The 23,085-nt window shown below is 66.9% G+C and carries 22 protein-coding genes; 18 read left to right on the top strand and 4 right to left on the bottom strand.

What is annotated here, in order from left to right; genetic code table 11:
• Position 1 precedes the first annotated feature (1 nt).
• The 3 genes from rpmA to proB are packed head-to-tail and all read left to right on the top strand — an operon-like array spanning position 2 to position 2,866.
• Positions 2 to 268, top strand: a complete 267-nt coding sequence (rpmA, locus tag QXK92_RS20075) for a 50S ribosomal protein L27 (protein WP_306244611.1) — start codon at positions 2 to 4, stop codon at positions 266 to 268.
• Positions 269 to 320: 52 nt separating this feature from the next.
• Positions 321 to 1,760, top strand: a complete 1,440-nt coding sequence (gene obgE / locus QXK92_RS20070) for a GTPase ObgE (protein WP_306244609.1) — start codon at positions 321 to 323, stop codon at positions 1,758 to 1,760.
• Positions 1,760 to 2,866 carry a glutamate 5-kinase gene (proB, locus tag QXK92_RS20065; protein WP_306244608.1) on the top strand — a complete coding sequence of 369 codons (1,107 nt, stop codon included), beginning with the start codon at positions 1,760 to 1,762 and terminating at the stop codon, positions 2,864 to 2,866. The genes obgE and proB overlap by 1 nt, the downstream gene beginning before the upstream one ends.
• Here proB and QXK92_RS20060 read toward each other — a convergent pair.
• Positions 2,863 to 3,501 (bottom strand): TetR/AcrR family transcriptional regulator, encoded by a 639-nt coding sequence (locus QXK92_RS20060; protein ID WP_306244607.1) that lies wholly within the window; start codon positions 3,499 to 3,501, stop codon positions 2,863 to 2,865. The genes proB and QXK92_RS20060 overlap by 4 nt on opposite strands.
• Positions 3,502 to 3,596: 95 nt before the next feature.
• On the opposite strand from QXK92_RS20060, the gene QXK92_RS20055 reads away from it, so the two are divergent.
• Together QXK92_RS20055 and QXK92_RS20050 are read left to right on the top strand one after the other, a co-directional pair.
• Complete coding sequence (locus tag QXK92_RS20055) at positions 3,597 to 4,856, top strand: cytochrome P450 (protein ID WP_306244605.1); 1,260 nt, start codon at positions 3,597 to 3,599, stop codon at positions 4,854 to 4,856.
• Between the two features lie 178 nt (positions 4,857 to 5,034).
• Positions 5,035 to 5,199, top strand: coding sequence for a hypothetical protein (locus tag QXK92_RS20050; RefSeq protein WP_306244604.1), 165 nt, complete (start codon positions 5,035 to 5,037; stop codon positions 5,197 to 5,199).
• Here QXK92_RS20050 and QXK92_RS20045 read toward each other — a convergent pair.
• Positions 5,183 to 6,052, bottom strand: coding sequence for an NAD-dependent protein deacetylase (locus tag QXK92_RS20045; RefSeq protein ID WP_306244602.1), 870 nt, complete (start codon positions 6,050 to 6,052; stop codon positions 5,183 to 5,185). The two genes, QXK92_RS20050 and QXK92_RS20045, sit on opposite strands and share 17 nt — an antisense overlap.
• Before the next feature lie 47 nt (positions 6,053 to 6,099).
• Here QXK92_RS20045 and QXK92_RS20040 point away from each other — a divergent pair, with 47 nt between their 5' ends.
• Positions 6,100 to 8,142, top strand: coding sequence for an NAD(+) synthase (locus QXK92_RS20040; protein ID WP_306244601.1), 2,043 nt, complete (start codon positions 6,100 to 6,102; stop codon positions 8,140 to 8,142).
• Positions 8,143 to 8,224: 82 nt separating this feature from the next.
• Positions 8,225 to 9,424 carry a Fic family protein gene (locus QXK92_RS20035; protein WP_306244600.1) on the top strand — a complete coding sequence of 400 codons (1,200 nt, stop codon included), beginning with the start codon at positions 8,225 to 8,227 and terminating at the stop codon, positions 9,422 to 9,424.
• 55 nt (positions 9,425 to 9,479) lie between these two features.
• Here the strand turns inward: QXK92_RS20035 and QXK92_RS20030 are convergent, their stop codons facing one another.
• Entirely contained in the window at positions 9,480 to 10,355 is an 876-nt protein-coding gene (locus QXK92_RS20030; protein WP_306244598.1) for a ribokinase, read from the bottom strand.
• A gap of 70 nt (positions 10,356 to 10,425) precedes the next feature.
• Here QXK92_RS20030 and QXK92_RS20025 point away from each other — a divergent pair, with 70 nt between their 5' ends.
• The 6 genes from QXK92_RS20025 (at position 10,426) to QXK92_RS20000 (ending at position 18,533) form a co-directional block, all read left to right on the top strand.
• Positions 10,426 to 11,175 carry a hypothetical protein gene (locus QXK92_RS20025; RefSeq protein WP_306244596.1) on the top strand — a complete coding sequence of 250 codons (750 nt, stop codon included), beginning with the start codon at positions 10,426 to 10,428 and terminating at the stop codon, positions 11,173 to 11,175.
• A 134-nt stretch (positions 11,176 to 11,309) separates the two neighbouring features.
• The gene (locus tag QXK92_RS20020) at positions 11,310 to 13,490 is read left to right on the top strand and encodes an adenylate/guanylate cyclase domain-containing protein (RefSeq protein ID WP_306244595.1); all 2,181 of its coding nucleotides are present in this window, start codon (positions 11,310 to 11,312) and stop codon (positions 13,488 to 13,490) included.
• Complete coding sequence (locus tag QXK92_RS20015; RefSeq protein WP_306244594.1) at positions 13,490 to 14,938, top strand: mechanosensitive ion channel domain-containing protein; 1,449 nt, start codon at positions 13,490 to 13,492, stop codon at positions 14,936 to 14,938. Before QXK92_RS20020 ends, QXK92_RS20015 begins: the two co-directional genes overlap by 1 nt.
• Positions 14,938 to 16,185: a glutamate-5-semialdehyde dehydrogenase gene (locus QXK92_RS20010; RefSeq protein ID WP_306244592.1), complete on the top strand. Its 1,248-nt coding sequence runs from the start codon at positions 14,938 to 14,940 to the stop codon at positions 16,183 to 16,185. Before QXK92_RS20015 ends, QXK92_RS20010 begins: the two co-directional genes overlap by 1 nt.
• Positions 16,186 to 16,215: 30 nt before the next feature.
• The gene (locus QXK92_RS20005; protein WP_306244591.1) at positions 16,216 to 17,091 is read left to right on the top strand and encodes a MoxR family ATPase; all 876 of its coding nucleotides are present in this window, start codon (positions 16,216 to 16,218) and stop codon (positions 17,089 to 17,091) included.
• A complete protein-coding gene (locus QXK92_RS20000) occupies positions 17,091 to 18,533 on the top strand; it encodes a VWA domain-containing protein (RefSeq protein ID WP_306244590.1) in 1,443 nt (480 codons plus the stop codon). The genes QXK92_RS20005 and QXK92_RS20000 overlap by 1 nt, the downstream gene beginning before the upstream one ends.
• 75 nt (positions 18,534 to 18,608) lie before the next feature.
• Here the strand turns inward: QXK92_RS20000 and QXK92_RS19995 are convergent, their stop codons facing one another.
• The gene (locus tag QXK92_RS19995; protein ID WP_306246343.1) at positions 18,609 to 19,601 is read right to left on the bottom strand and encodes a bifunctional 2-polyprenyl-6-hydroxyphenol methylase/3-demethylubiquinol 3-O-methyltransferase UbiG; all 993 of its coding nucleotides are present in this window, start codon (positions 19,599 to 19,601) and stop codon (positions 18,609 to 18,611) included.
• 204 nt (positions 19,602 to 19,805) lie between these two features.
• Here QXK92_RS19995 and nadD point away from each other — a divergent pair, with 204 nt between their 5' ends.
• The 5 genes from nadD to QXK92_RS19970 are packed head-to-tail and all read left to right on the top strand — an operon-like array spanning position 19,806 to position 23,082.
• Positions 19,806 to 20,471 (top strand): nicotinate-nucleotide adenylyltransferase, encoded by a 666-nt coding sequence (gene nadD / locus QXK92_RS19990; RefSeq protein ID WP_306244587.1) that lies wholly within the window; start codon positions 19,806 to 19,808, stop codon positions 20,469 to 20,471.
• Complete coding sequence (gene rsfS / locus QXK92_RS19985; protein WP_306244585.1) at positions 20,468 to 20,851, top strand: ribosome silencing factor; 384 nt, start codon at positions 20,468 to 20,470, stop codon at positions 20,849 to 20,851. Before nadD ends, rsfS begins: the two co-directional genes overlap by 4 nt.
• A complete protein-coding gene (gpgP, locus tag QXK92_RS19980) occupies positions 20,848 to 21,519 on the top strand; it encodes a glucosyl-3-phosphoglycerate phosphatase (protein WP_306244584.1) in 672 nt (223 codons plus the stop codon). The genes rsfS and gpgP overlap by 4 nt, the downstream gene beginning before the upstream one ends.
• Positions 21,506 to 22,249 carry a diglucosylglycerate octanoyltransferase gene (octT, locus tag QXK92_RS19975; protein ID WP_306244583.1) on the top strand — a complete coding sequence of 248 codons (744 nt, stop codon included), beginning with the start codon at positions 21,506 to 21,508 and terminating at the stop codon, positions 22,247 to 22,249. The genes gpgP and octT overlap by 14 nt, the downstream gene beginning before the upstream one ends.
• A 2-nt stretch (positions 22,250 to 22,251) precedes the next feature.
• Positions 22,252 to 23,082: a DegV family protein gene (locus tag QXK92_RS19970; protein ID WP_306244582.1), complete on the top strand. Its 831-nt coding sequence runs from the start codon at positions 22,252 to 22,254 to the stop codon at positions 23,080 to 23,082.
• Positions 23,083 to 23,085: the final 3 nt, after the last annotated feature.

The raw sequence follows: 23,085 nt of genomic DNA, 5'->3' as shown, positions 1-23,085 counted from the left end.
CATGGCACACAAAAAGGGCGCTTCCAGCTCACGCAACGGTCGTGATTCCGCCGCACAGCGGCTCGGCGTGAAGCGGTTCGGCGGTCAGGTCGTCCAGGCCGGCGAAATCCTGGTCCGTCAGCGCGGCACCAAGTTCCACCCGGGCGTCAACGTCGGTCGCGGCGGCGACGACACGCTGTTCGCCAAGGCGGCCGGGGCGGTCCAGTTCGGCGTCAAGGGCGGCCGCAAGACCGTCAACATCGTCGCAGCCGGGCAGACCGCCGACTGAGTGCCGGGGACGTGCCTGGCAGCACGTCCGTGGCCGATTGAGGGGAAGCCCGATGCCTCGATTCGTCGATCGGGTCGTTATTCACACGCGAGCGGGTTCCGGCGGCAACGGTTGCGCGTCGGTACACCGCGAGAAATTCAAGCCGCTGGGCGGCCCGGACGGCGGTAACGGCGGCCGCGGCGGCAGCATCATCTTCGTCGTCGACCCGCAGGTGCACACCCTGCTCGACTTCCATTTCCGCCCGCACGTCACCGCGCAGTCCGGCAAGCAGGGGATGGGCAACAACCGGGACGGTGCCGCCGGCGCCGACCTGGAAATCAAGGTCCCCGACGGCACCGTGGTCCTGGATGAAAACGGCCGGATGCTGGCCGACCTGGTCGGCGCCGGCACCCGCTTCGAAGCCGCCGCCGGTGGCCGCGGCGGTCTGGGCAACGCCGCTCTGGCGTCCCGCGCCCGCAAGGCCCCCGGCTTCGCGCTGCTCGGGGAACCGGGGCAGGAGCGCGATCTCACCCTCGAACTCAAGACCGTCGCCGACGTCGGCCTGGTCGGGTTCCCCTCGGCGGGTAAGTCGTCACTGGTGTCGGTGATCTCGGCGGCCAAACCCAAGATCGCCGATTACCCGTTCACCACGCTGGTTCCCAACCTCGGGGTGGTGTCGGCCGGCGAGCATGCCTTCACCGTCGCCGACGTGCCGGGGCTGATCCCCGGCGCCTCCGAAGGCCGTGGTCTGGGACTGGACTTCCTGCGGCACATCGAGCGCTGCGCGGTGCTGGTCCACGTGGTGGACTGCGCCACCGCCGAACCGGGACGCGACCCGATTTCCGACATCGACGCGCTGGAAGCCGAACTGGCGGCCTACACCCCGACCTTGCAAGGGGACGCTGTGCTGGGCGATCTGGCCGAGCGGCCACGCGCGGTGGTGCTCAACAAGATCGACATGCCCGAGGCGCGCGAGCTGGCCGAGTTCGTCCGCGACGAGATCGCCGAGCGCGGCTGGCCGGTGTTCCTGGTGTCGACGGTCACCCGGGAAGGGTTGCAGCCGTTGATCTTCGGGCTGTGGCAGATGGTCTCGGAGTACAACGCCGCGCGACCGGTGGTGATACCCCGGCGCCCGGTGATCCGTCCGGTGCCGGTGGACGACAGCGGCTTCACCGTGGAGCCCGATGGCGAGGGCGGCTTCGTGGTCACCGGCTCGCGGCCCGAGCGCTGGGTCGGCCAGACCAACTTCGACAACGACGAGGCGGTCGGCTACCTTGCCGACCGATTGGCCCGTCTGGGCGTGGAGGACGAACTGCTGCGGCTGGGCGCCCGCCCCGGCTGCGCGGTGACCATCGGTGAGATGACGTTCGACTGGGAGCCGCAAACCCCTGCGGGAGGCCAGGTTCCGTTGACCGGCCGCGGCACCGACGTGCGACTCGAGCGCAGCGACCGGGTGGGTGCCGCCGAGCGCAAAGCCGCCCGGCGGCAACGTCGGGAGCGCGACGACAGCTGATGACCAGTCAGCATCGCGAACGAATCCGCACTGCGCGCAGCGTCGTCGTCAAGGTGGGCACGACCGCGCTGACCACCGAGTCGGGCATGTTCGATGCTGGACGGCTGGCCGAACTCGCCGATGCGATCGAGACACGGATGCAGGCGGGCTCCGACGTGGTCATCGTCTCCTCCGGCGCCATCGCCGCCGGCCTGGAACCGCTCGGATTGGCCCGTAAGCCAAAGGATCTGGCCACCAAGCAGGCTGCGGCCAGCGTCGGGCAGGTTGCCTTGGTCAACTCCTGGAGCGCGGCGTTCGCCCGGTACGGCCGCACCGTGGGCCAGGTGCTGCTGACCGCGCACGACATCGCCATGCGCGTGCAGCACAACAACGCCCAGCGCACGCTGGACCGGCTGCGCGCGCTGCGTGCGGTGGCGATCGTCAACGAGAACGACACGGTGGCCACCAACGAGATCCGTTTCGGCGACAACGACCGGCTGTCGGCGCTGGTGGCGCATCTGGTCGGTGCCGACGCCCTGGTGCTGCTGTCCGACATCGACGGCCTCTACGACGCTGACCCGCGAAAGTTCAAGGGCGCCAGATTCATTCCGGAGGTGACCGGTCCGCAGGACCTGGACGGCGTGGTGGCCGGACAGAGCAGCAATCTCGGTACCGGCGGGATGGCCTCGAAGATGTCGTCGGCGTTGCTGGCGGCCGACGCCGGGGTGCCGGTGTTGCTGGCGCCGGCCGCGGATGCCGCGACGGCGCTCGCCGATGCCTCGGTGGGCACCGTGTTCGCTCCCCGGCCCGAGCGGATGTCGGCCCGCCGATTCTGGGTCCGCTACGCCGCCGAGTCGACCGGCTCGCTGACGCTGGACGAGGGGGCGGTGCGTGCCATCCTCGGGCAGCGCCGCTCACTGCTGCCCGCGGGCATTACCGCGGTGTCGGGCAAGTTCTTCGGTGGCGACGTCGTCGAACTGTGCCGACCGGACGCCACGGTGGTGGCGCGCGGCGTCGTGGCGTACGACGCGGCCGAACTGGCGACGATCATGGGTCGCTCCACCACGGATCTGCCGGGAGAGTTGCGCCGCCCCGCGGTGCACGCCGACGACCTGGTGGCCGTCTAGTCTGCAGGCTTGAGATACAAAGCGGCCCAGATTATTTCGACCAGCGTGTCAGTGAGCTGGGCGTCGTAGTCCGGCGGCTGCACGGGCAGGTGCAGCTGGCAGGCCCGCTCCACCATCAGGGTCAGCGCGCTGGCGGCGGCCGGTGCAGAGAGGCCGGGCCGGATCGAGCCGTCGGCCTGGCCGCTGTCGATGACGCCGGTCACCCGCTGCGATATCGCTGTCAGCAGGTCGCGGTAAGTCTTGGCGGTAGCCGGGTCGTAGCCGGCCATTTCGCTGAGCGCGACCAGCACCGGCTGGTGGCGGCGATAGGTGGCGACGATGCCGGCGATCGCCGCCTTGAGGTCGTCGGGTTCACGCCGGTCGGCCACTGACCACCACCGGTCCCCGGCCGCGGCGAGGTCGTCGAAGACGGCGGCGGCCAGCCGGCGCAGCAGGTGGCCCTTGTCTTCGAAGTAGATGTAAAAGCTGGCCCGGGAGATACCGGCTTCACCGGCCAGGCGGTCGACGCTGAGTTCGGTGAAGCTGGCCCCTTCGCCCATCAGCCGTTCGGTGGCGTCGAGCAGCCGGCTCTCCATGTGCTCGCGCCGCTGCTGGCGTCCCTGGCGCCCCTGCGGCTTACGGGTGACCGACGGCATCAGACGAGCTTAGCGGCAACGGGGACATATTGACTAGACAATGTGTCTAGTCATATGGTCGGGTTGATCAGCCAGGGTGTCGATGGAGGGACCAGATGACAGCGACGTGCGCGAGTGACCGGACCTACGACGCGATCGACCTGTCCTCGCCCGAGTTCTGGTCGACCACCGCCGAGGATCGAGAACGCTCGTTCGCGGTGCTGCGCGCCGAACGCCCGGTGAGCTGGCATTCCCCGGTCAAGGACACCTTGATGGACGACCCCGACGACCCCGGGTACTGGGCGGTGACGCGACGCGCCGACATCGTCGCGGTGAGCCGCAACAACGACGTCTTCCGGTCCGGCAAGGGCGTGATGTTCGCCAGCATCCCGGAGGAACTGCTCGAAGCGTCGCAGTCCTTCCTGGCGATGGACCCGCCGCGACACACCAAACTGCGCAAGCTGGTCAGCGCGGCATTTACGCCCCGGCAGGTTCGCCGGATCGAACAGTCCATCCAGTCCAACGCCAAGGCCATCGTCGGGGAGTTGCGGGAGGCCGGCAGCGGCGCCGACTTCGTCGAGTACTGCGCCAAGGAGCTGCCGATCCGGACGTTGTCGGACATGGTGGGCATTCCCGAATCCGAGCGGCAGCAGGTCGCGCACGCGGCCGACGCCCTGGTGTCCTGGGCCGATCCGGAGTACCTCGCCGGCCGCGAACCGCTGCAGGTGGTGTTCGAAAACCAGATGTACCTGCACCAGGTGGCCGGTCAGCTGGCCGCGGAGCGCCGGGAGAATCCGGGCGAAGACCTGTTCAGTGCGCTGGTGAACGCCGAGGTGGACGGCGACCGGCTCTCCGACGCCGACGTGGCCGCCTTCTTCGTGCTGCTGGCTGTGGCGGGCAACGACACCACCCGGCAGACCACCAGCCACGCCCTCAAGGCGCTCACCGACTTTCCGGACCAAAGGGCCTGGCTGCATGCGGCTTTCGAGGATCGCATCGGAACCGCGGTCGAGGAATTCGTCCGCTGGGCCACCCCTGTGATGACCTTCCGCCGCACCGCCGCAACCGATTTCGAGCTCGGCGGACAACAAATCAGGGCGGGTGACAAGGTAGTGATGTTCTACGCATCCGGCAATCGGGACGTCGAGGCCTTCGACGAACCGGGTCGCTTCGACCTGAGTCGCAGCCCTAACCCGCACGTCGGATTCGGCGGTGGCGGCGTGCACTTCTGCCTCGGCGCGCACGTGGCGCGGGCACAGTTGCGCGCCATCTTCGGTGAACTGCTGGCTCAGCTGCCCGAGATTCAGGCGGGCGAACCGGTGTATGTCCCGGGCAATTTCATTCACGCGATCCGCAGCATGCCCTGCACTTTCTGACAGCGGGGCCGCAGAGGACTACAGTCGCGAACGCTCGTGGCGCACTGTGCCCCGGCGGTCGCTTCCCGAAATCCGCTTCTAGAAAACGTTGAGGATCTCCCGAGGATCCGCACAGGCGCCTCCGAAAAGCTCTTCGCATCAGCGAATTCAGCCAGAATCGGAGAGAACCATGTGGGCTTTGACGACATCTCACGGCATGCGCGTCGACAACATCGAACGCGAGCAGGACGCCCGGCAGGCGGTCTACATGCTGGGTCACCCGCGGCTCATCGGCCCGTACTCGTGGCAGGTGGTGGACAACCGTGGCCGCCAGTTCGTCGCCGAGGTCAGAAGGGCGCGCTGACCCCCAGTTCGCCGGCGAGCAACGTCAGCATCTCCGAACAGCCGCCGTGGACCGTCACGGTGGCCAGGTCATCCCCGCGGGTGCGGCCTCGGTTGACGATCGCCACCGGGATGCCGTTGGCGGCGGCGTGGCGCACGAACCGGTATCCGGAGAACACCGTCAGCGAGGAACCGGCCACCAGCAACGCATCGGCCTGATCGACGAGTGAGTATGCCTGATCGACAACGTGTTTGGGGACGCTCTCACCGAAGTAGACGATGTCGGGCTTGAGCATGCCGCCGCAGACCGGGCAGTCGAGGTAGCGGAATGAATCGGTGTCGGCGACGACGGCGTCGGCGTCCGGCGCCACCGCCAGGCCGCCGACGGCTTCGGAACGCTCGATGAATCCGGGGTTGAGCGCCTCGAGCTGCTCGGCCAGCACGGCGCGGCTCATGCGGTGGCCGCAGCTCAGGCAGGCCACCTGGGCGTAGGTGCCGTGCAGATTGATGACGCGGGAACTGCCGGCCTTGGTGTGCAGCAGGTCGACGTTCTGGGTGATCACTCCATTGACCACGCCGCCGCGTTCCAGCGCGGCCAGCGCCCGGTGCCCGGCGTTGGGCTGTGTGTTGTCCATATGCCGCCAGCCCAGATGGTTGCGCGCCCAGTAACGCCGCCGGAATTGTGGGTCGGACGTGAACTGCCGGATCGTCATCGGGTTGCTGGGTGGGGAGTCAGGTCCTCGGTAATCGGGTATGCCGGAGTCCGTGGAAAGGCCCGCGCCAGTCAGCACCGCGATCCGGCGACCGGACAGCAGCGCGATGAGTTCGGGAGATTCCACTCCATCGAGACTATGCACTAGTTGGCACCCCGTCATCCGACCTCGACGTCGGCAATGCGACAGTAACGCGAGAATGGAGGGCGATGAGCTTCTACTCCGCATACCGGCACGGGTTCGTGCGCGTCGCCGCGTGCACGCACCACACCTCGATCGGCGACCCGGCCGCCAATGCTGCGTCGGTTCTCGGGTTGGCGCGCCAGTGTCACGACGACGGCGTGGCCCTGGCGGTGTTCCCGGAACTCACGTTGTGCGGATATTCGATCGAAGACATCCTGCTGCAGGATGCCCTGCTGGACGCCGTGGAAGAGGCACTGAGTGAGGTCGTGACCGCGTCTGCCGACCTGCTGCCGGTGCTGGTGGTCGGCGCCCCGTTGCGCCACCTGCACCGCATCTACAACACCGCGGTCGTCATCCATCGCGGCGCCGTGCTCGGGGTGGTGCCCAAGTCCTATCTGCCGACGTATCGGGAGTTCTACGAATACCGGCAGATCGCACCGGGAGACGGTGAGTGCGGCAGCATCCGGATCGCCGGCAGCGATGTGCCGTTCGGTCCGGACTTGCTGTTCACCGCGTCGGACCTGCCGGACTTCGTGCTGCACGTCGAGATCTGCGAGGACATGTTCGTGCCGGTGCCGCCCAGCGCGGAGGCGGCCCTGGCCGGGGCGACCGTGCTGGCCAACCTGTCCGGCAGCCCGATCACCATCGGCAGGGCCGACGACCGCTGCCTGCTGGCCCGCTCGGCGTCCGCGCGGTGTCTGGCCGCCTACGTGTATGCGGCGGCGGGGGCGGGCGAGTCGACCACCGACCTGGCGTGGGACGGCCAGACCATGATCTGGGAGAACGGCACCGAGTTGGCGTCCTCGGAGCGATTCCCCACCGGCGAGCGGCGGTCGGTCGCCGACGTCGACACCGGGTTGCTGCGCTCCGAACGGTTGCGGATGGGCACGTTCGACGACAATCGGCGCCACCATCGGGTGGTCACGGATGCCTTCCGCCGGATCGAATTCCGCCTCGACCCGCCCGACGGCGATATCGGTCTGCGGCGCAACATCGAGCGCTTCCCGTTCGTACCGTCCAATCGCGAACGGCTGGAACAGGATTGCTATGAGGCCTACAACATCCAGGTGGCCGGGCTGGAGCAGCGACTGCGGGCGCTGGACTATCCGAAGGTGGTCATCGGCGTCTCGGGAGGATTGGATTCGACCCACGCGTTGATCGTCGCGGCCAAGGCGATGGACCGGGAGGGCCGGCCGCGCAGCGACATTCTGGGGTTCACCCTGCCGGGGTTCGCCACCGGTGAGCACACCAAGAACAACGCCATCAAGTTGGGTGAGGCACTCGGCATCACGTTCGAGGAGATCGACATCACCGAGACCGCCAAGCGGATGTTCGAGGAGATCGGCCACCCCTTTGCGCGTGGCGAGAAGGTGTACGACGTCACCTTCGAGAATGTGCAGGCCGGCTTGCGTACCGACTACCTGTTCCGGCTGGCGAACCAGCGTGGCGGCATCGTGCTGGGCACCGGTGATCTCTCGGAGCTTGCGCTGGGTTGGTCGACATACGGTGTGGGCGACCAGATGTCGCATTACAACGTCAACGGCGGGGTTCCCAAGACACTGATCCAGCACCTGATCCGCTGGGTCATCTCCTCGGACCAGTTCGAGAAGGATGTCACCGACGTGCTGCAGTCGGTGGTGGACACCGAAATCACCCCTGAACTCGTCCCGGCCGGCGAGGAGGAGGAGTTGCAGAGCAGCGAGGCGAAAGTCGGACCGTATGCGCTGCAAGACTTCTCGTTGTTTCAGGTGTTGCGGCGCGGCTTTACGCCGTCCAAGATCGCGTTCCTCGCCTGGCATGCATGGAGTGACCCGGAGCGCGGCGAGTGGCCGCCCGGCTTCCCCGAGAGCAACCGGCCGTCGTACTCGTTGTCGGAAATCCGGCACTGGTTGCAGGTGTTCGTGCAGCGGTTCTACTCGTTCAGCCAGTTCAAGCGCTCGGCTTTGCCCAACGGCCCCAAGGTCTCTCATGGCGGTTCGCTCTCGCCCCGTGGGGACTGGCGTGCTCCGTCCGACATGTCCGCGCGGATATGGCTCGATGAGATCGAGCGTGAGGTACCCGAAGGCTGAGTCATCTTTCGGCAAGCCCGAAGTGATAGCGCCCAACCCTCTTATTATCAGTTAGCGATCTAAGTGATGATAAAATTTGCCCGTGTCATCAGTTAACTCAGGCACCAGAGTGGCATACGAGACGCTGATTTGGGAGACGCCCGTTGAGGTCGGCTACGGGCGCTCGGACCTGCGTGCCGCCCTTCGTCAGTCCGGTCAGTACCAAGCCGCCATTCCGGCCGAGATCGGGGACTTAGACGTCAGCTTGCCTTCCGGCGTGCTGGCTGACGCGGAGGAAGCCGCCCAGGAGATCGCGCGGTTCGATACAGAACTTGGTGGTGAAATCGCTCCCTTCGCTTCGGTGCTGCTGCGCACAGAATCGGCGGCCAGCTCCAAAATTGAGAACCTAACCGCCAATGCGCGCGTAATCGCCGAAGCCGAGACGCTCGGGACCAGCAAGCGTCTCAACGCGTCGATGATCGTCGCTAATACCAGAGCGATGCAAGCGGCTGTCGACCTGGCCGGCCAGATAAGCGGTGACGCAATTTTAGCCATGCATGACGCGCTGATGCACGAGAGCGAGCCAGGTATCGCCGGCAAATGGCGCACGGAGCAGGTGTGGATCGGCGGCGGCAACTTCGGCCCGCGCGGCGCCGATTTCATTGCACCGCATCACGATAAAATTCCGGCAGCCATCGATGACCTAATCCAATTTGCCAAACGCGCTGACATAGCGGTCCTTCCGCAGATCGCGATTGCGCACGCACAATTCGAAACCATCCACCCGTTCCCCGACGGCAACGGGCGCACCGGCCGAGCGATGATCCAGTCGATGCTGCGCAACAAACGGCTGGCCCGGCAGGTCACCGTCCCTGTCTCAGCGGGACTGCTAACCGACACCACTGCATATTTCGATGCACTGACCGCCTATCGCGACGGTGATCCCGCACCGATAGTTGAACGATTAGCTATGGCTTCGATGCTGGCCGTCGTGAACGGTCGAGAACTAGTTGCCGACCTCCGAACGGTACGAGGAGGATGGGAGTCGAAGATCAAAGCTCGTCGTGACTCGGCCGTTTATCGCGTGGCGGACTTGCTTATGAAACGCCCTGTGGTCAATGCCCAATTAATCAGCGATGAACTCGGGATACCCATGACCAATGTGTACCGATACCTGGAACCTCTCGCCGGGTACGGGATCATCGTTGAGTTCACCGACCAGACCCGCAATCGAGCGTGGCGCGCGCCGGAAGTTCTGTACGCGCTGGACGCCTTCGCAGAACGCGCCGGTCGGCGCGCCTGATATTCAGCAGGCGACCGGGTCGGCCGGTCGACTCCCTGTCGTCGCGTTCCACGGTCTACGGCGACGGCACTCCCAAGGCAGCGGCGTCTATCTCGGCGGCGCCCGGGGCACAATCACCGGCACCGCGCACCAATGTGGCCAAAGCGCCGGCCGCACACGCCCTCCGTAACGCGACCAGCCGCTCGGCGGGGGATCCCGAACGAGCAGGCCAGTCAGCGGCCAGAACTCCCGCGAACACGTCGCCGGCGCCCGTGGTGTCCACCGCCGTCACGGCCGGCGCGGGAACCTCGAACTCACCATCGGGACCGAGGTAACGGGCACCCCGCGCGCCCAGGGTGATAATGAAATGCGCAGGGCGCCAGGGCCAATGACCCGCCTCATGCTCGTTCACGATCACCACGTCGGCGATGCCGGCCAGTTCGGCCACCGCATCGCCGTGCTGTCCCGCAGGCGAGGCATTGACCATCACCACGGCGCCAGCGGACCGGGCGTGCCGCGCGGCCTCCAGGGCCGCCGGCACCGGAATCTCCAACTGGGTCAATAACACATCGCAATCAGCGACCGAAGTTTCAGACACCGACAGCGCGGCATTGGCGCCGGGCGCCACCACGATGGTGTTCTCCCCGTCGCCGTCCACCACAATGATCGCCGTCCCGCTGGGGCCCTGCCGGCGGGCGACGCCGTCCACGTCGATACCGGCAGCCAGCAGATGCGCCAACAACTGTGGACCGGCGGAGTCGTCACCGACCGCGCCGACGAACTGCACCCGCGCGCCGGCGCGCGCCGCCGCCACCGCTTGATTGCCGCCTTTGCCGCCGGGCGCGTACGCCAGCGACGACGCCAACACCGTCTCACCCGGACGCGGCAGACTGGCGACGTCCAGCGTCAGATCCCAGTTGATGCTGCCCACCACGCACACCCGCGTAGACATGTTGTCGACAGTAGATGGCCGCCCGAAAACTTGGGCACGGTAGCCGCCGAGCCCAAGCTACCGTGCCGCCATGGAAATCGTGACCCCCCTGCTGAGCTGGGGAATCCCGGCTCTGGTGCTGGTGTTCATCGGCGTCAGCCTCTATCGCCTCAGGAGGCCCCGGTTCACCGGCCCGGCGCTGACGGGAGTCGCACGCATCCTGTCGGTGCAGTCGACCGGCACGGTGATCAACGACCGGTACGTCTGCAAGATCAACCTCAGCGTCGAGCTCCCCGGCCGCGAACCGTACGAGGTAACGGTGCGGCAGGCGGTCCATCCGATCCAGATGCCCGCCGTCCAGCCCGGTCTGGTCGTCTCCGTCGAGGTTGACTCCACCAAGCCGGACAAGGTCCGGATCGACCCGGGCGCACGGGTGCACGGGGCGGCCCAGCCCCCGAGTACCGCAGCCCTCGCCGCGGCGTACAACGAGCACAAGCAGCGGCACGGTGCCGCCTCGGGCCAGTGGGCGTCGGCAGCGCAGCTGCTCGCATCGGGCCGGCGCGTGCCGGGCGTGCTCAGGTCGTTCGCCTCGACCGGAAACACGTTGCGCAGCTTGGGGAGAGAGGCCACCGCGATGCCTGAGCTGCTCGACGCGCCGCAATATGTCATCGAGATGGAGCTTCGATTCCCGAACCTGGCGCCGATCGTCGGCCGCAGCGTCCAATCAATACCGGACGATCACGTGCCCTCTCTTGCGGTCGGGCTCGAACTTCCTTGTGCGGTCGACCCTTCGGACCCGGCGCGGCGGTTTGTGGTGGATTGGCAGCACGCCATCCACTGAAAGCCGGGCGTCACCGAACGGTGAATTCTCGGACACGTGCCGACGTCACTTCCCGCAAAACGCCGATATCCACCGGTCAGAGAGCTAGTGTGCAGCGTGATCGGAGACCCGGGACAAGGCAGAAGGGAAGCCGATTGACGTCGGGCGAGCCAACAGAATCGGAATCGGAGGCGCTGAGCGCTCCGGCTAAGAAGCGCGTCCGCCGTCTTTTGCCAGGCTTCCGTTTCAAGATCAGCATTCAGTCCAAGATCCTCGTCGCGCTGCTGTTGTCGAGCATTCTGTCCATCGCTGTTATCGGCTACATCGGCGCCATCTCCGGGCGCAACGCCTTGCGCGAGGTCGAGTCCGAGCGACTCATCGAACTGCGCGAGTCGCAGAAGCGGCAGATCGAGGCGTTGTTCCGCGAGGTGACGAACTCACTGATCGTCTACAGCGGGGGCTTCAGCATCGACCAGGCCGTCATCGCTCTGACGGCCGGCTTCAATCAACTGAACAACGCGACGATCAGCGGCCCACAGCAACAGGCGCTCGCAAACTACTACCAAGATCAGATGATCAAACCCATTCAGCGGGTGACGGGGGAAGAGCTCGATCTAAACGCGCTGCTGCCGAAAACCAACGCCGAGAAGTACCTTCAGGCCAATTACACCGCCGTAACCAAGCCCAACACCGACCCGCCGGTGGATCCGGGCGACGGCAGCGCCTGGACGGCCGCCAACGCCCGCTTCGACTACTACATGCGCAGCATCGTCAGCCGGTTCAACTACCGGGACGCGCTGCTGTTCGACATGGACGGCAATGTCGTCTACACCGTGGACAAGGGTCCCGACCTCGGCACCAACATCCTGACCGGGCCGTACCGCGAATCGAATCTGCGTGAGGCGTATCTGAAAGCGTTGCGCTCCAACGACGTTGAGTTCGTCTGGATCACCGACTTCGAGCCGTACCAGCCCCAGCTCGACGTGCCGACCGCATGGGTGGTGTCGCCGATCGGTCTGGACGGCAGATTCGACGGCGTGATGGCGCTGCCGGTGCCGATCGCCAAGATCAACTACATCATGACCGCCAACAAGCAGTGGCAGGCCGCCGGCATGGGCGCGGCGACCGAGACTTACCTTGCCGGTCCCGACGGTCTGATGCGTTCTGATTCACGGCTTTTCCTGGAGGACCCGAAGGAGTACCGGCGCGAGGTGATCGCGGCCGGCACCGCTCCCGATGTGGCGGACCGGGCCATTCGACTGGGCGGTACGACGCTGGTGCAACCCGTGCGCAGCGCCGGTTTGAAGGCCGCGCAGCGTGGTGAGACCGGGGTAACGATCGGCAGCGACTACACCGGTAATAAAGAACTGGAAGCCTACGCGCCGCTGAGCATCCCGAATTCCGATCTGCAGTGGTCGGTCCTGGCGACCCGGGACGACTCCGATGCCTTCGCGCGGATCGGACGCTTCACCAAGGCGCTTGCCGTCGCCGTCGCGGCGATGGTCTTCGCCATCTCGGTGGCAGCCATGGTCATCGCCCAGGCGGCGGTGCGTCCGCTGCGCCGCCTCGAAAAGGGTGCACAGAAGATCAGCTCCGGCGATTACGAAGTCAACATCCCGATCACCTCGCGTGACGAAATCGGAGATCTCACAGGCGCGTTCAACGAGATGAGCCGGAACCTGGCGATCAAGGAAGAACTGCTGAACGAGCAGCGCCGGGAAAACGACCGGCTGCTGCTCGCGCTGATGCCGGAGTCGGTGGCACAGCGGTACCGCGAGGGTGAAGGGACCATCGCGCAGCAGCACCAGGACGTCGCCATCATCTATGCCGACATCGTCGGGCTCGACGAGATCTCGAGCGAGGTCGCGAGCGACGAACTGGTCGGCATCGTCGACGACCTGTTCCGCCAGTTCGACGCGGCCGCCGAATCTCTTGGGGTGGAACGGATTCGCACCTTCCACAACGGCTACCTGGCCAGCTGCGGGGTCGTCACGCCACGTCTGGACAGCATTCACCGAAGTGTGGAGTTTGCGCTCGAGATGCGGCGCATCATCGAGCGCTTCAACAGCCAGAGCCGGCACGTATTGCGCCTGCGGGTGGGCATCAACACGGGCAATGTGGTCAGTGGATTGGTGGGCAAATCCGGGCTCGTCTTCGACATGTGGGGCGCCGCGGTCAGCCTGGCTTATCAGATGCACAGCGGCTCACCGCAACCCGGCATCTACGTCGCATCCCAGGTGTATGAGGCGATGCGCGACACGCGCCAGTTCACGCCGGCCGGCACGATTTCCGTCGGTGGAGAAGAGCAGGCCATTTACCGGTTGTCGGAGCGGTAATGAACTTCTTCAACTCGGACTGGTTCTACTGGGCGATCGGCGTGGCGATCGGATTTCCGGTCTGCCTGATCCTGCTCACCGAGTTGCACCACATCCTCGCCCGCCGGGGTAATCGGCTGGCCCGCCAGGTCGGGGTGATCCGCAACTGGCTGCTACCGCTCGGGGCGCTGCTCCTGATCCTGGTGAAGGCGTCGCAGATCTCGGCAGGCGAGATCCCGGTCCGCATTCTCACCACCGTGTTCGGCTTCCTGGTGCTGGTGCTGCTGCTGTCCGGGCTCAACGCGACGATCTTCGAAGGCGCGCCTGAAGACAGCTGGCGCAAGAGACTTCCGGCGATCTTCCTCGACGTCGGACGGTTCGCCCTGATCGGCGTCGGACTGGCGGTGATCCTGTCCGTCATCTGGGGGGTGCGGGTCGGCGGGGTGTTCACCGCCTTGGGCATCACGTCGGTGGTCATCGGCCTGATGCTGCAGAATTCGGTCGGCCAGATCGTGTCCGGCCTGTTCATGCTCTTCGAGCAGCCGTTCCGGATCAACGATTGGCTGGACACGCAGACCGCCCGGGGCCGCGTCATCGAGGTGAATTGGCGCGCCGTGCATATCCAGACCGGCGGCGGCCTGCGGATCATGCCCAACTCGATGCTGGCGACCACCGCGTTCACCAACCTCAGCCGCCCGCCCGGCCCGCACAAGTGCTCGATCAATACCACGTTCGCGACGTCGGATCCGCCGGACAAGGTGTGCGAGATGCTGACGTTGGTGGCCAGTGCTCTGCCGCTGATCATGCCCGGGACCACGCCGTCGTCGGTCGCGCTGGGCGCCGGGGAGTACCGCACCACGGTCCGGGTCCACTCTCCGGCGGACGAGGGCGCCACCCAGTCCACGTTCGTGCGATGGATCTGGTACGCCGCGCGACGTTGGGAACTGCATCTGGACGGCGAGGCCGACGACTTCTCGACACCGGAGCGGGTCATGAAAGCGTTGCGCACCGTTGTCGCATCCGAACTGCGGCTGACCCTGGCCGACCAGCAGTTTCTGGCCCCCTACGCCAAGATCCTGCGGTACGGCACCGACGAGATCGTGCAGTACGCGGGCACGGTGCCCACCGCGATGGCCTTCATCGTGTCCGGCAGCGTGCAACTGACGGTGACCGACGCTGATGGGGCCGTGCTGCCCTTCGCTACCCTCACCGAGGGATCGTTCATCGGGGTGACCGCGCTGACCAGGCAGCCCAATCTGGCCGGCGCCTATGCCCTCGAAGAGGTGACCGCGCTGGAGATCGAGCGCGAACATCTCGAGAAGATCGTGATGGACAAGCCGATGCTGCTGCAGGATCTGGGCCGGCTGATCGACGAGCGGCAGAGCAAGGCACGTTTGACCCGCCGTGAACGCGCCAAAGCAGCGACCGCGGTCGCGCCCGGTCTGCGAAAGCCCGATACCCTGGGGTAATGAGTCTGCAAGCACCGGTGCTGCCCGACTTGCGCCAAGAGGTGCACGACGCCGCCCGCCGCGCCCGGGTCGCCGCCCGCATCCTGGCCTCCACCCCCACCCTGGTCAAGGACCGCGCGCTGCACGCCGCCGCCGACGCACTGCTGGCCCACGCCGACCAGATCCTCGCCGCCAACGCCGAAGACCTGGAGACGGCCCGGGCCGCGGGCACACCGGCGGCGATGCTCGACCGGCTGGCGCTAAACCCCCAGCGCATCGACGGTATCGCCGCCGGCCTGCGCCAGGTCGCGGGATTGGCGGACCCGGTCGGTGAGGTGCTCCGCGGCTCCACCCTGCCCAACGGGCTGCAGCTACGGCAGCAGCGGGTTCCGCTCGGCGTGGTCGGAATGATCTACGAGGGCCGCCCCAACGTCACGGTCGACGCGTTCGGGTTGACGCTCAAGTCCGGCAACGCGGCGCTGCTGCGCGGCAGCTCGTCGGCGGCGAAGTCCAACGAAGCCCTGGTCACGGTGCTGCGTGGCGCCCTTGTCGGCGAGGATCTGCCCGCCGACGCCGTCCAGCTGCTGTCTTCGGCCGACCGCGCCACGGTCACCCACCTGATCCAGGCCCGCGGGTTGGTTGACGTGGCGATCCCGCGTGGGGGAGCCGGTCTGATCGAAGCCGTCGTGCGCGATGCGCAGATACCCACCATCGAGACCGGTGTCGGCAACTGCCATGTCTACGTGCACGAGGCCGCCGACCTCGACGTCGCCGAGCGCATCCTGCTCAACTCCAAGACGCGCCGGCCCAGCGTCTGCAACGCCGCCGAGACGCTGCTGGTCGACGCCGCGATCGCCGGGGAGGCGATGCCGCGGCTGCTGAACGCGCTGGAGACGGCGGGCGTCACCGTGCATCTGGATGCCGGTGAAGAAGACCTACGCCGCGAGTACCTGGCGATGGACATCGCGGTCGCGGTCGTTGATGGAGTGGACGCGGCGATCGCGCATGTCAACGAGTACGGGACCGGTCACACCGAAGCCATCGTTACCACCAATCTTGCTGCAGCGCAAAGGTTTACCGAGCAGGTCGACGCCGCTGCGGTGATGGTCAACGCGTCCACCGCGTTTACCGACGGCGAGCAGTTCGGTTTCGGCGCCGAGATCGGTATCTCCACCCAGAAACTCCACGCCCGCGGCCCGATGGGGTTGGCGGAACTGACCTCGACAAAGTGGATTGTCTGGGGTGACGGCCAGACCCGTCCGGCCTGACCCATCTCTCAGATTTCAAGGAGCCCCATTGTGACCGTGCCCGCTCGGCCCACGCCGCTGTTCGCCGACATCGCCGACGTCTCACGCCGGCTCGCCGAAACCGGCTACCTGCCGGACACCGCCACGGCCACAGCGGTTTTCCTCGCCGATCGGCTCGGCAAGCCGTTGCTGGTGGAAGGGCCCGCCGGGGTCGGCAAGACCGAACTGGCCCGCGCCGTGGCCCAGGCCACCGGGTCGGGACTGGTCCGGTTGCAGTGCTACGAGGGGGTCGACGAGGCCCGAGCCCTCTACGAGTGGAATCACGCCAAGCAGATCCTGCGTATCCAGGCCGGTTCCGGGGACTGGCAGTCGACCAAAGATGACGTGTTCAGCGAGGAATTCCTGCTGCAGCGTCCGTTGCTGACCGCGATCCGGCGCACCGACCCGACGGTGCTGTTGATCGACGAGACCGACAAGGCCGACATCGAGATCGAGGGCCTGCTGTTGGAGGTGCTCTCGGACTTCGCCGTGACGGTTCCGGAACTGGGCACCATCACCGCCACCCGGACCCCGCTGGTCGTGCTGACCTCCAACGCGACCCGGGAACTGTCGGAGGCGCTCAAGCGTCGCTGCCTGTTCCTGCACATCGACTTCCCGACCCCCGAACTGGAACGCCGCATCCTGCTCTCGCGGGTGCCCGAACTGCCCGAGCATCTTGCTGAGGAGCTGGTGCGCATCATCGGCGTGCTGCGCGGCATGCAGCTCAAGAAGGTCCCGTCCATCGCCGAGACCATCGACTGGGGCCGTACCTTGCTGGCGCTCGGCATGGACACCATCGACGACGCCGTCGTCGCCGCCACGCTCGGCGTGGTGCTCAAGCACCAGTCCGATCAGCAGCGGGCGACCGGCGAGTTGAGGCTGAACTGATGGCTACCCGGCGCATCCGTCCCTCCCGGCCGCTCGCGCCGCACGGGTTGCCCGGGCACCTGGTCGGGTTCGTGGAAGCGCTTCGCGCCAGCGGGATCTCGGTGGGCCCTTCGGAAACGGTGGACGCCGGGCGGGTGATGGCCACCCTGGGTCTGGAGGACCGGTTGGTGCTGCGCGAGGGCCTGGCCTGTGCGGTGCTGCGCCGGCCCGACCACCGCGACACCTACGACGCCATGTTCGACCTGTGGTTCCCCGCGGCGCTGGGGGCCCGGGCGGTGGTGCTGGACGAGGACGCCGCCGGCGACCCGGACGGGCTGCCTCCCGACGACGTCGAGGCCATGCGGCAGATGCTGCTGGACCTGCTCGCCGACAACCCGGACCTGGCCGACATGGACGAGCGGCTGGTTCGGATGATCGCCCGGATCGTGGAGGCCTACGGCAAGTACAACTCCAGTCGCGGCCCGTCCTTCTCGTCGTATCAGGCGCTCAAGGCGATGGCGCTGGACGAACTGGAAGGCAAACTGCTGGCCGGGCTGCTCGCCCGCTACGGCGACGAGCCCACCCCGAGTCAGGAGCAGATAGCGAAAGCTATTGCTGCTCAGAAGATTTCGCAACTCCGGAAGATGGTGGACGCGGAGACCAAACGACGCACCGCCGAGCAGCTGGGCCGCGAACACGTCCAGATGTACGGCATCCCGCAGCTGTCCGAGAACGTCGAGTTCCTGCGCGCCTCCGGTGAGCAGCTGCGGCAGATGCGCCGCGTGGTGGCGCCGTTGGCGCGCACCCTGGCCACCCGGCTGGCGGCGCGGCGGCGCCGCTCCCGCGCCGGGACGATCGACCTGCGTAAAACGCTGCGCAAGTCGATGTCCACCGGGGGCGTGCCGATCGACGTCGTCTTGAAGAAGCCCCGCCCGGCGCGCCCGGAACTGGTGGTGCTCTGCGACGTGTCCGGTTCCGTCGCCGGCTTCAGCCACTTCACCCTGTTGCTGGTTCACGCTCTGCGCCAACAGTTTTCCCGTGTCCGCGTCTTCGCGTTCATCGATACCACCGACGAGGTGACGCACATGTTCGGTCCGGAGGCCGATCTGGCGGTGGCGATCCAGCGGATCACCCGGGAAGCCGGCGTGTACGCCCGCGACGGTCATTCCGACTACGGCAACGCCTTCGTCTCGTTCGTGCAGGCGAACCCGAACGTGTTGTCGCCGCGCAGTTCTCTGCTGGTGCTCGGCGACGGGCGAACCAACTACCGCAACCCGGCCGTCGACGTGCTCGCCGACATGGTGAACGCCGCCCGGCACGCACACTGGCTCAATCCGGAGCCCCGACACCTGTGGGGCAGCGGGGATTCAGCGGTGCCACGCTATGAGGAAGTCATCACGATGCACGAGTGCCGCTCGGCCAAGCAGCTCGCCTCGGTGATCGACGCGCTGCTGCCGGTGTAGCTTTCCCTGGCCGAGCAGACGCAAAATCACCGTGGAGCATGCGCTCCGAGGCGATTTTGCGTCTGCTGGCGGGGTTCAGCGGGTCTTGCGGAACACCAGCCAGCGCATTTCGATCGGGCTCTTGTCCCGTTCGACGGGGAACACGTCGAGGCCGCTGACCCAGTCGGCGTACCAGCTGGTGGGCGGCCAAGCCCCCTGCGGGAGGTTCGCCTGCTCGTATTCGTACACCGAGTCGTCGGCCACCAGCTCCAGCGGCAGCCCCTCGGACGCGGTTGCCAACTCCTGGCGGGAGAACATGCCCGTGTACGCCTGCTGCCCGAACTCGCGTGCCGCGTCGTCGATTTCGTAGCCGTAGCGCGGCAGGAAGGTGTTGAACACCAGCTGCCCGCCGGGCGCCAGGCAGGCGGCGGCCAGCTCGAACAATCTGCGCAACTGTTGCGCCGAGCGGAAGTCCGGCACGACCTCCGACAGCAGGATCAGCTGGTAATCCTGGCGCAGGTCGTCGGTGGTCTCGAAGACGTTGCGCACGATGACCCGCACGTCCAGACCCTCGGCCCGGGCCTGGGACCGGATGATCTCGGCGAACTTCGGCGTCAGCTCCACCACGTCGACCGGGTGTCCGCGCCGGCCCAGCGGAAGGGCGTTGCGCCCCGTCCCCGCTCCGATGTCGAGCACCGGATGCGAGCGGGCGTCGGCCGCCTCGTTGGCCAGTGCCCAGATCCGGGCGTCCGGCTCGGTGCCGAACAGCGGTGGTTCGCGGGTGCTGATCCAGTTCTCGTAGGCTTCGGCGACGGTGAACCAGCGCGCGTTGACCTGATAGTGCAAGGTCGGGCCCACGGGTGCGTTGTAGCTGATGACGATGTTGGACCGTTGGGAAATCGAGTAGGCCTCGGCCAGCTGGTTCTGCAGCACGGTCCGCAGGTGGGCGAGTTCCTCGTCGTTGAACTCGCGGCCCACTCCGGCGAAGATGCGGCTGCACATCTCCACGTACTCGTCGAGCAGGCTCGGCACGGCTGGCAGCGAAATCTCGCCCGTGACCACGGAACGGCTGTAGAACCGCCGGGTCATGGCGTCTTTCCAGTCTTTTTGCTGATCTACGGCGGCCGGCAGCGAATTTTCCACAGGACTCCTTCTACACGATTCCCCGCGCGGGTGTAAGGCATTGACATATTGGCATCGGATCTTTTGAGAACTTGACGCGTGGCGCCGCGGGCCCACGGTCGTTCCTCGGCAGGTAATGCCTGATCGCGGGCTCCAGTAAGCTGGCAAACCATGCAAAAGCAGCTGCGCAGGCTGGGTGTCATGGGCGGGACGTTCGATCCCATCCATTACGGCCACCTGGTTGCTGCCAGCGAGGTCGCGCACAAGTTCTCCCTCGACGAAGTCGTCTTCGTCCCCAGCGGACAGCCGTGGCAGAAGGACCGGCAGGTTTCGGCCGCCGAAGACCGGTATCTGATGACGGTGATCGCCACCGCCTCCAACCCCCGGTTCTCGGTGAGCCGGGTCGACATCGACCGCGGCGGTCCCACGTACACCAAAGACACGCTGCGTGACCTGCGCACTCTCAACGCGGACGCCGAGCTGTACTTCATCACCGGCGCCGACGCCCTGGCGTCCATCCTCACCTGGCAGGGCTGGGAAGAGATGTTCGAGCTGGCGCGTTTTATAGGTGTCAGTCGACCCGGCTACGAGCTTCGCCACGACCACATCACCGACGTTCTGGGCGAGCTGCCTCAGGAAGCACTGACACTGGTGGAGGTTCCCGCGCTGGCGATCTCCTCGACCGACTGCCGGCAGCGCGCTTTGGAGCGCCGCCCGCTGTGGTACCTGATGCCCGACGGCGTCGTGCAATACGTCTCCAAGCGACGCCTCTACCGAACCCCCGAGAGGAGCGAGAACCCGGCCGCCCCCAGTGTGGCCGCCGGAAACAGCACATGAGCGCACATCAAGAAGCGATCGACATGGCAACGGTGGCCGCCGCCGCCGCGGCATCGAAACTGGCCGACGACGTCCTCGTCATCGACGTCTCCGGCCAACTCGTCATCACCGACTGCTTCGTCATCGCCTCGGCGGCCAACGAACGGCAGGTCAACGCCATCGTCGACGAGGTCGAGGAGAAGATGCGCCGGGCCGGCTACAAGCCCGCCCGACGTGAAGGTGCCCGGGAGGGCCGCTGGACACTGCTGGACTACCGCGACATCGTCGTACACATCCAGCACCAGGACGACCGCAATTTCTACGCGCTCGACCGGTTGTGGGGCGACTGCCCGCTGGTGCCGGTCGACCTCGGCGACCAACGCGACGGGACCGGGGAATGAGGGCGCGCCGGCTGGTCATGCTCCGGCACGGGCAGACCGACTACAACCTCGGCAGCCGAATGCAGGGTCAGCTCGACACCGACCTGAGCGAACTGGGCCGCGCCCAGGCCGTCGCCGCGGCCGAGGTGCTGGGCAAAGTGCAACCGCTGCTGATCGTCTCCTCGGACCTGCGGCGTGCCTTCGACACGGCGACCAGGCTCGGCGAGCAGACCGGTCTGGGGGTGCAGGTCGACCCGCGGCTGCGCGAGACCCATCTCGGCGACTGGCAGGGCATGACGCACACCCAGATCGATGCCGAGGTCCCCGGCGCCCGATTGGCGTGGCGTGAGAACGCCGGCTGGGCGCCGCACGGCGGTGAAAGCCGGGTCGACGTGGCCGCCCGCAGCGTGCCATTGGTGGCCGAACTGGTTGCCGCCGCACCGGAGTGGGGTGGGCCGGGCGCGCCCGAGCGCCCGATCGTGCTGGTCGCCCACGGAGGCCTGATCGCCGCGCTGTCGGCCGCGCTGCTGAAGATCCCGGTCGCCAACTGGCCGATTCTGGGCGGGATGGGCAACTGCAGTTGGGTCCAGCTGAGCGGCCACTCGGAGGATGACGCCGGGTTCGAGGACATCCGGTGGCGACTGGACGTATGGAACGCGTCGGCGCAGGTGGCCAATGACGTCCTCTGATTCCGGGGCCAGGCCCACCCTCTTGATCTTCGCCGACTCGCTGTCCTATTACGGCCCCACTGGCGGGCTGCCTGCCGACGATCCGCGCATTTGGCCCAATATTGTTGGTGCGCAACTTGATTGGGACGTGGAGTTGATCGGCCGGATCGGCTGGACCTGCCGGGACGTGTGGTGGGCCGCCACCCAGGACCCGCGGGCCTGGGCGGCGTTGCCCAAGGCCGGTGCGGTGGTCTTCGCCACTAGTGGCATGGACTCGCTGCCGTCGGTGTGGCCCACGGCAGTGCGCGAGCTTATCCGTTACGTGCGGCCGCCGCGGTTGCGGCGCTGGGTGCGCGACGGCTACGGCTGGCTGCAGCCCCGGCTGTCGCCGGTGGCCAGATCGGCACTGCCGCCGCAACTTACCGCGTATTACCTCGAAAAGACTCGCGGCGCAATTGATTTCAACCGCCCCGGTATCCCGGTGGTGGCGTCGCTGCCGTCGGTGCATATCGCCGAGACCTACGGCAAGGCGCACCACGGGCGCGACGGCACCGTAGCGGCGATCACGCAGTGGGCCGAGGAGCAGAACATTCCGCTGGTCGATCTCAAGGCGGCGGTTGCCGAGGAGGTCATGAGCGGGCGCGCCAATCCGGACGGCATCCACTGGAATTTCGAGGCTCACCGCAGCGTCGCCGAGCTGATGCTCAAGGCGCTCGCCGAGGCCGGGATTCCGAACGAGAAGACACGCTGACCTTGACCGTCCGGGTCGTCACCGACAGCTCGTCGCGCCTACCGGCCGAATTGCGGGATCGGTGGGGGATTCGTGAGGTGCCGCTGCATATCCTGCTCGACGGCGCCGACCTGCGCGACGGCGTGGACGACGTGCCCGAAGACATTCACAAGCGTCACGCCACCACCGCGGCGGCCACCCCGGCCGAACTCGGCGCCGCCTACAAACAGGCCCTGGCCGACAGTGATGGGGACGGCGTTGTGGCCGTTCACATTTCGTCGGGTCTGTCCGGAACCTGCCGCGCCGCCGAACTGGCTGCTGCCGAATTCGGTTCCGCGGTGCGGGTTGTGGATTCCAAGTCGACGGCGATGGGTACCGGGCTGCTGGCCGTGACCGCCGCTCGGGCGGCCGCGGACGGGGCCGATCTGGACGCCGTAGCAGCCGCCGCGGCGGCCGCGGTGCGCCGCACACACGCCTACATGGTGGTGCATCGCCTGGACAACCTGCGCCGCAGTGGCCGCATCGGCGGTGCGAAGGCTTGGTTGGGCACCGCGCTGGCGCTGAAGCCGCTACTGCACATCGATGACGGGAAACTGGTTCTGGCGCAACGTATCCGGACATCCAAGGGCGCCATCGCGGCAATGGTCGACCAGGTGTGTGAGATCGTGGGCGAGCGCCAGGCCGCGCTGGCCGTGCACCACGTCGCCAATCCTGACGGCGCGCGGGAAGTTGCCGGCGCGTTGGCCGATCGGCTACCGACGTGCGAACCCGCGGTCGTGACGCCGCTGGGCCCGGTGCTGGCACTGCACGTCGGCGACCGGGCGCTGGCCGTCTGCCTGCAACTGGCCGAGTGACTG

The sequence above is a fragment of the Mycobacterium sp. TY815 genome (genome assembly GCF_030755135.1).
Lineage (GTDB): Bacteria > Actinomycetota > Actinomycetes > Mycobacteriales > Mycobacteriaceae > Mycobacterium.
This window is presented reverse-complemented; position numbering and strand designations above follow the sequence as displayed.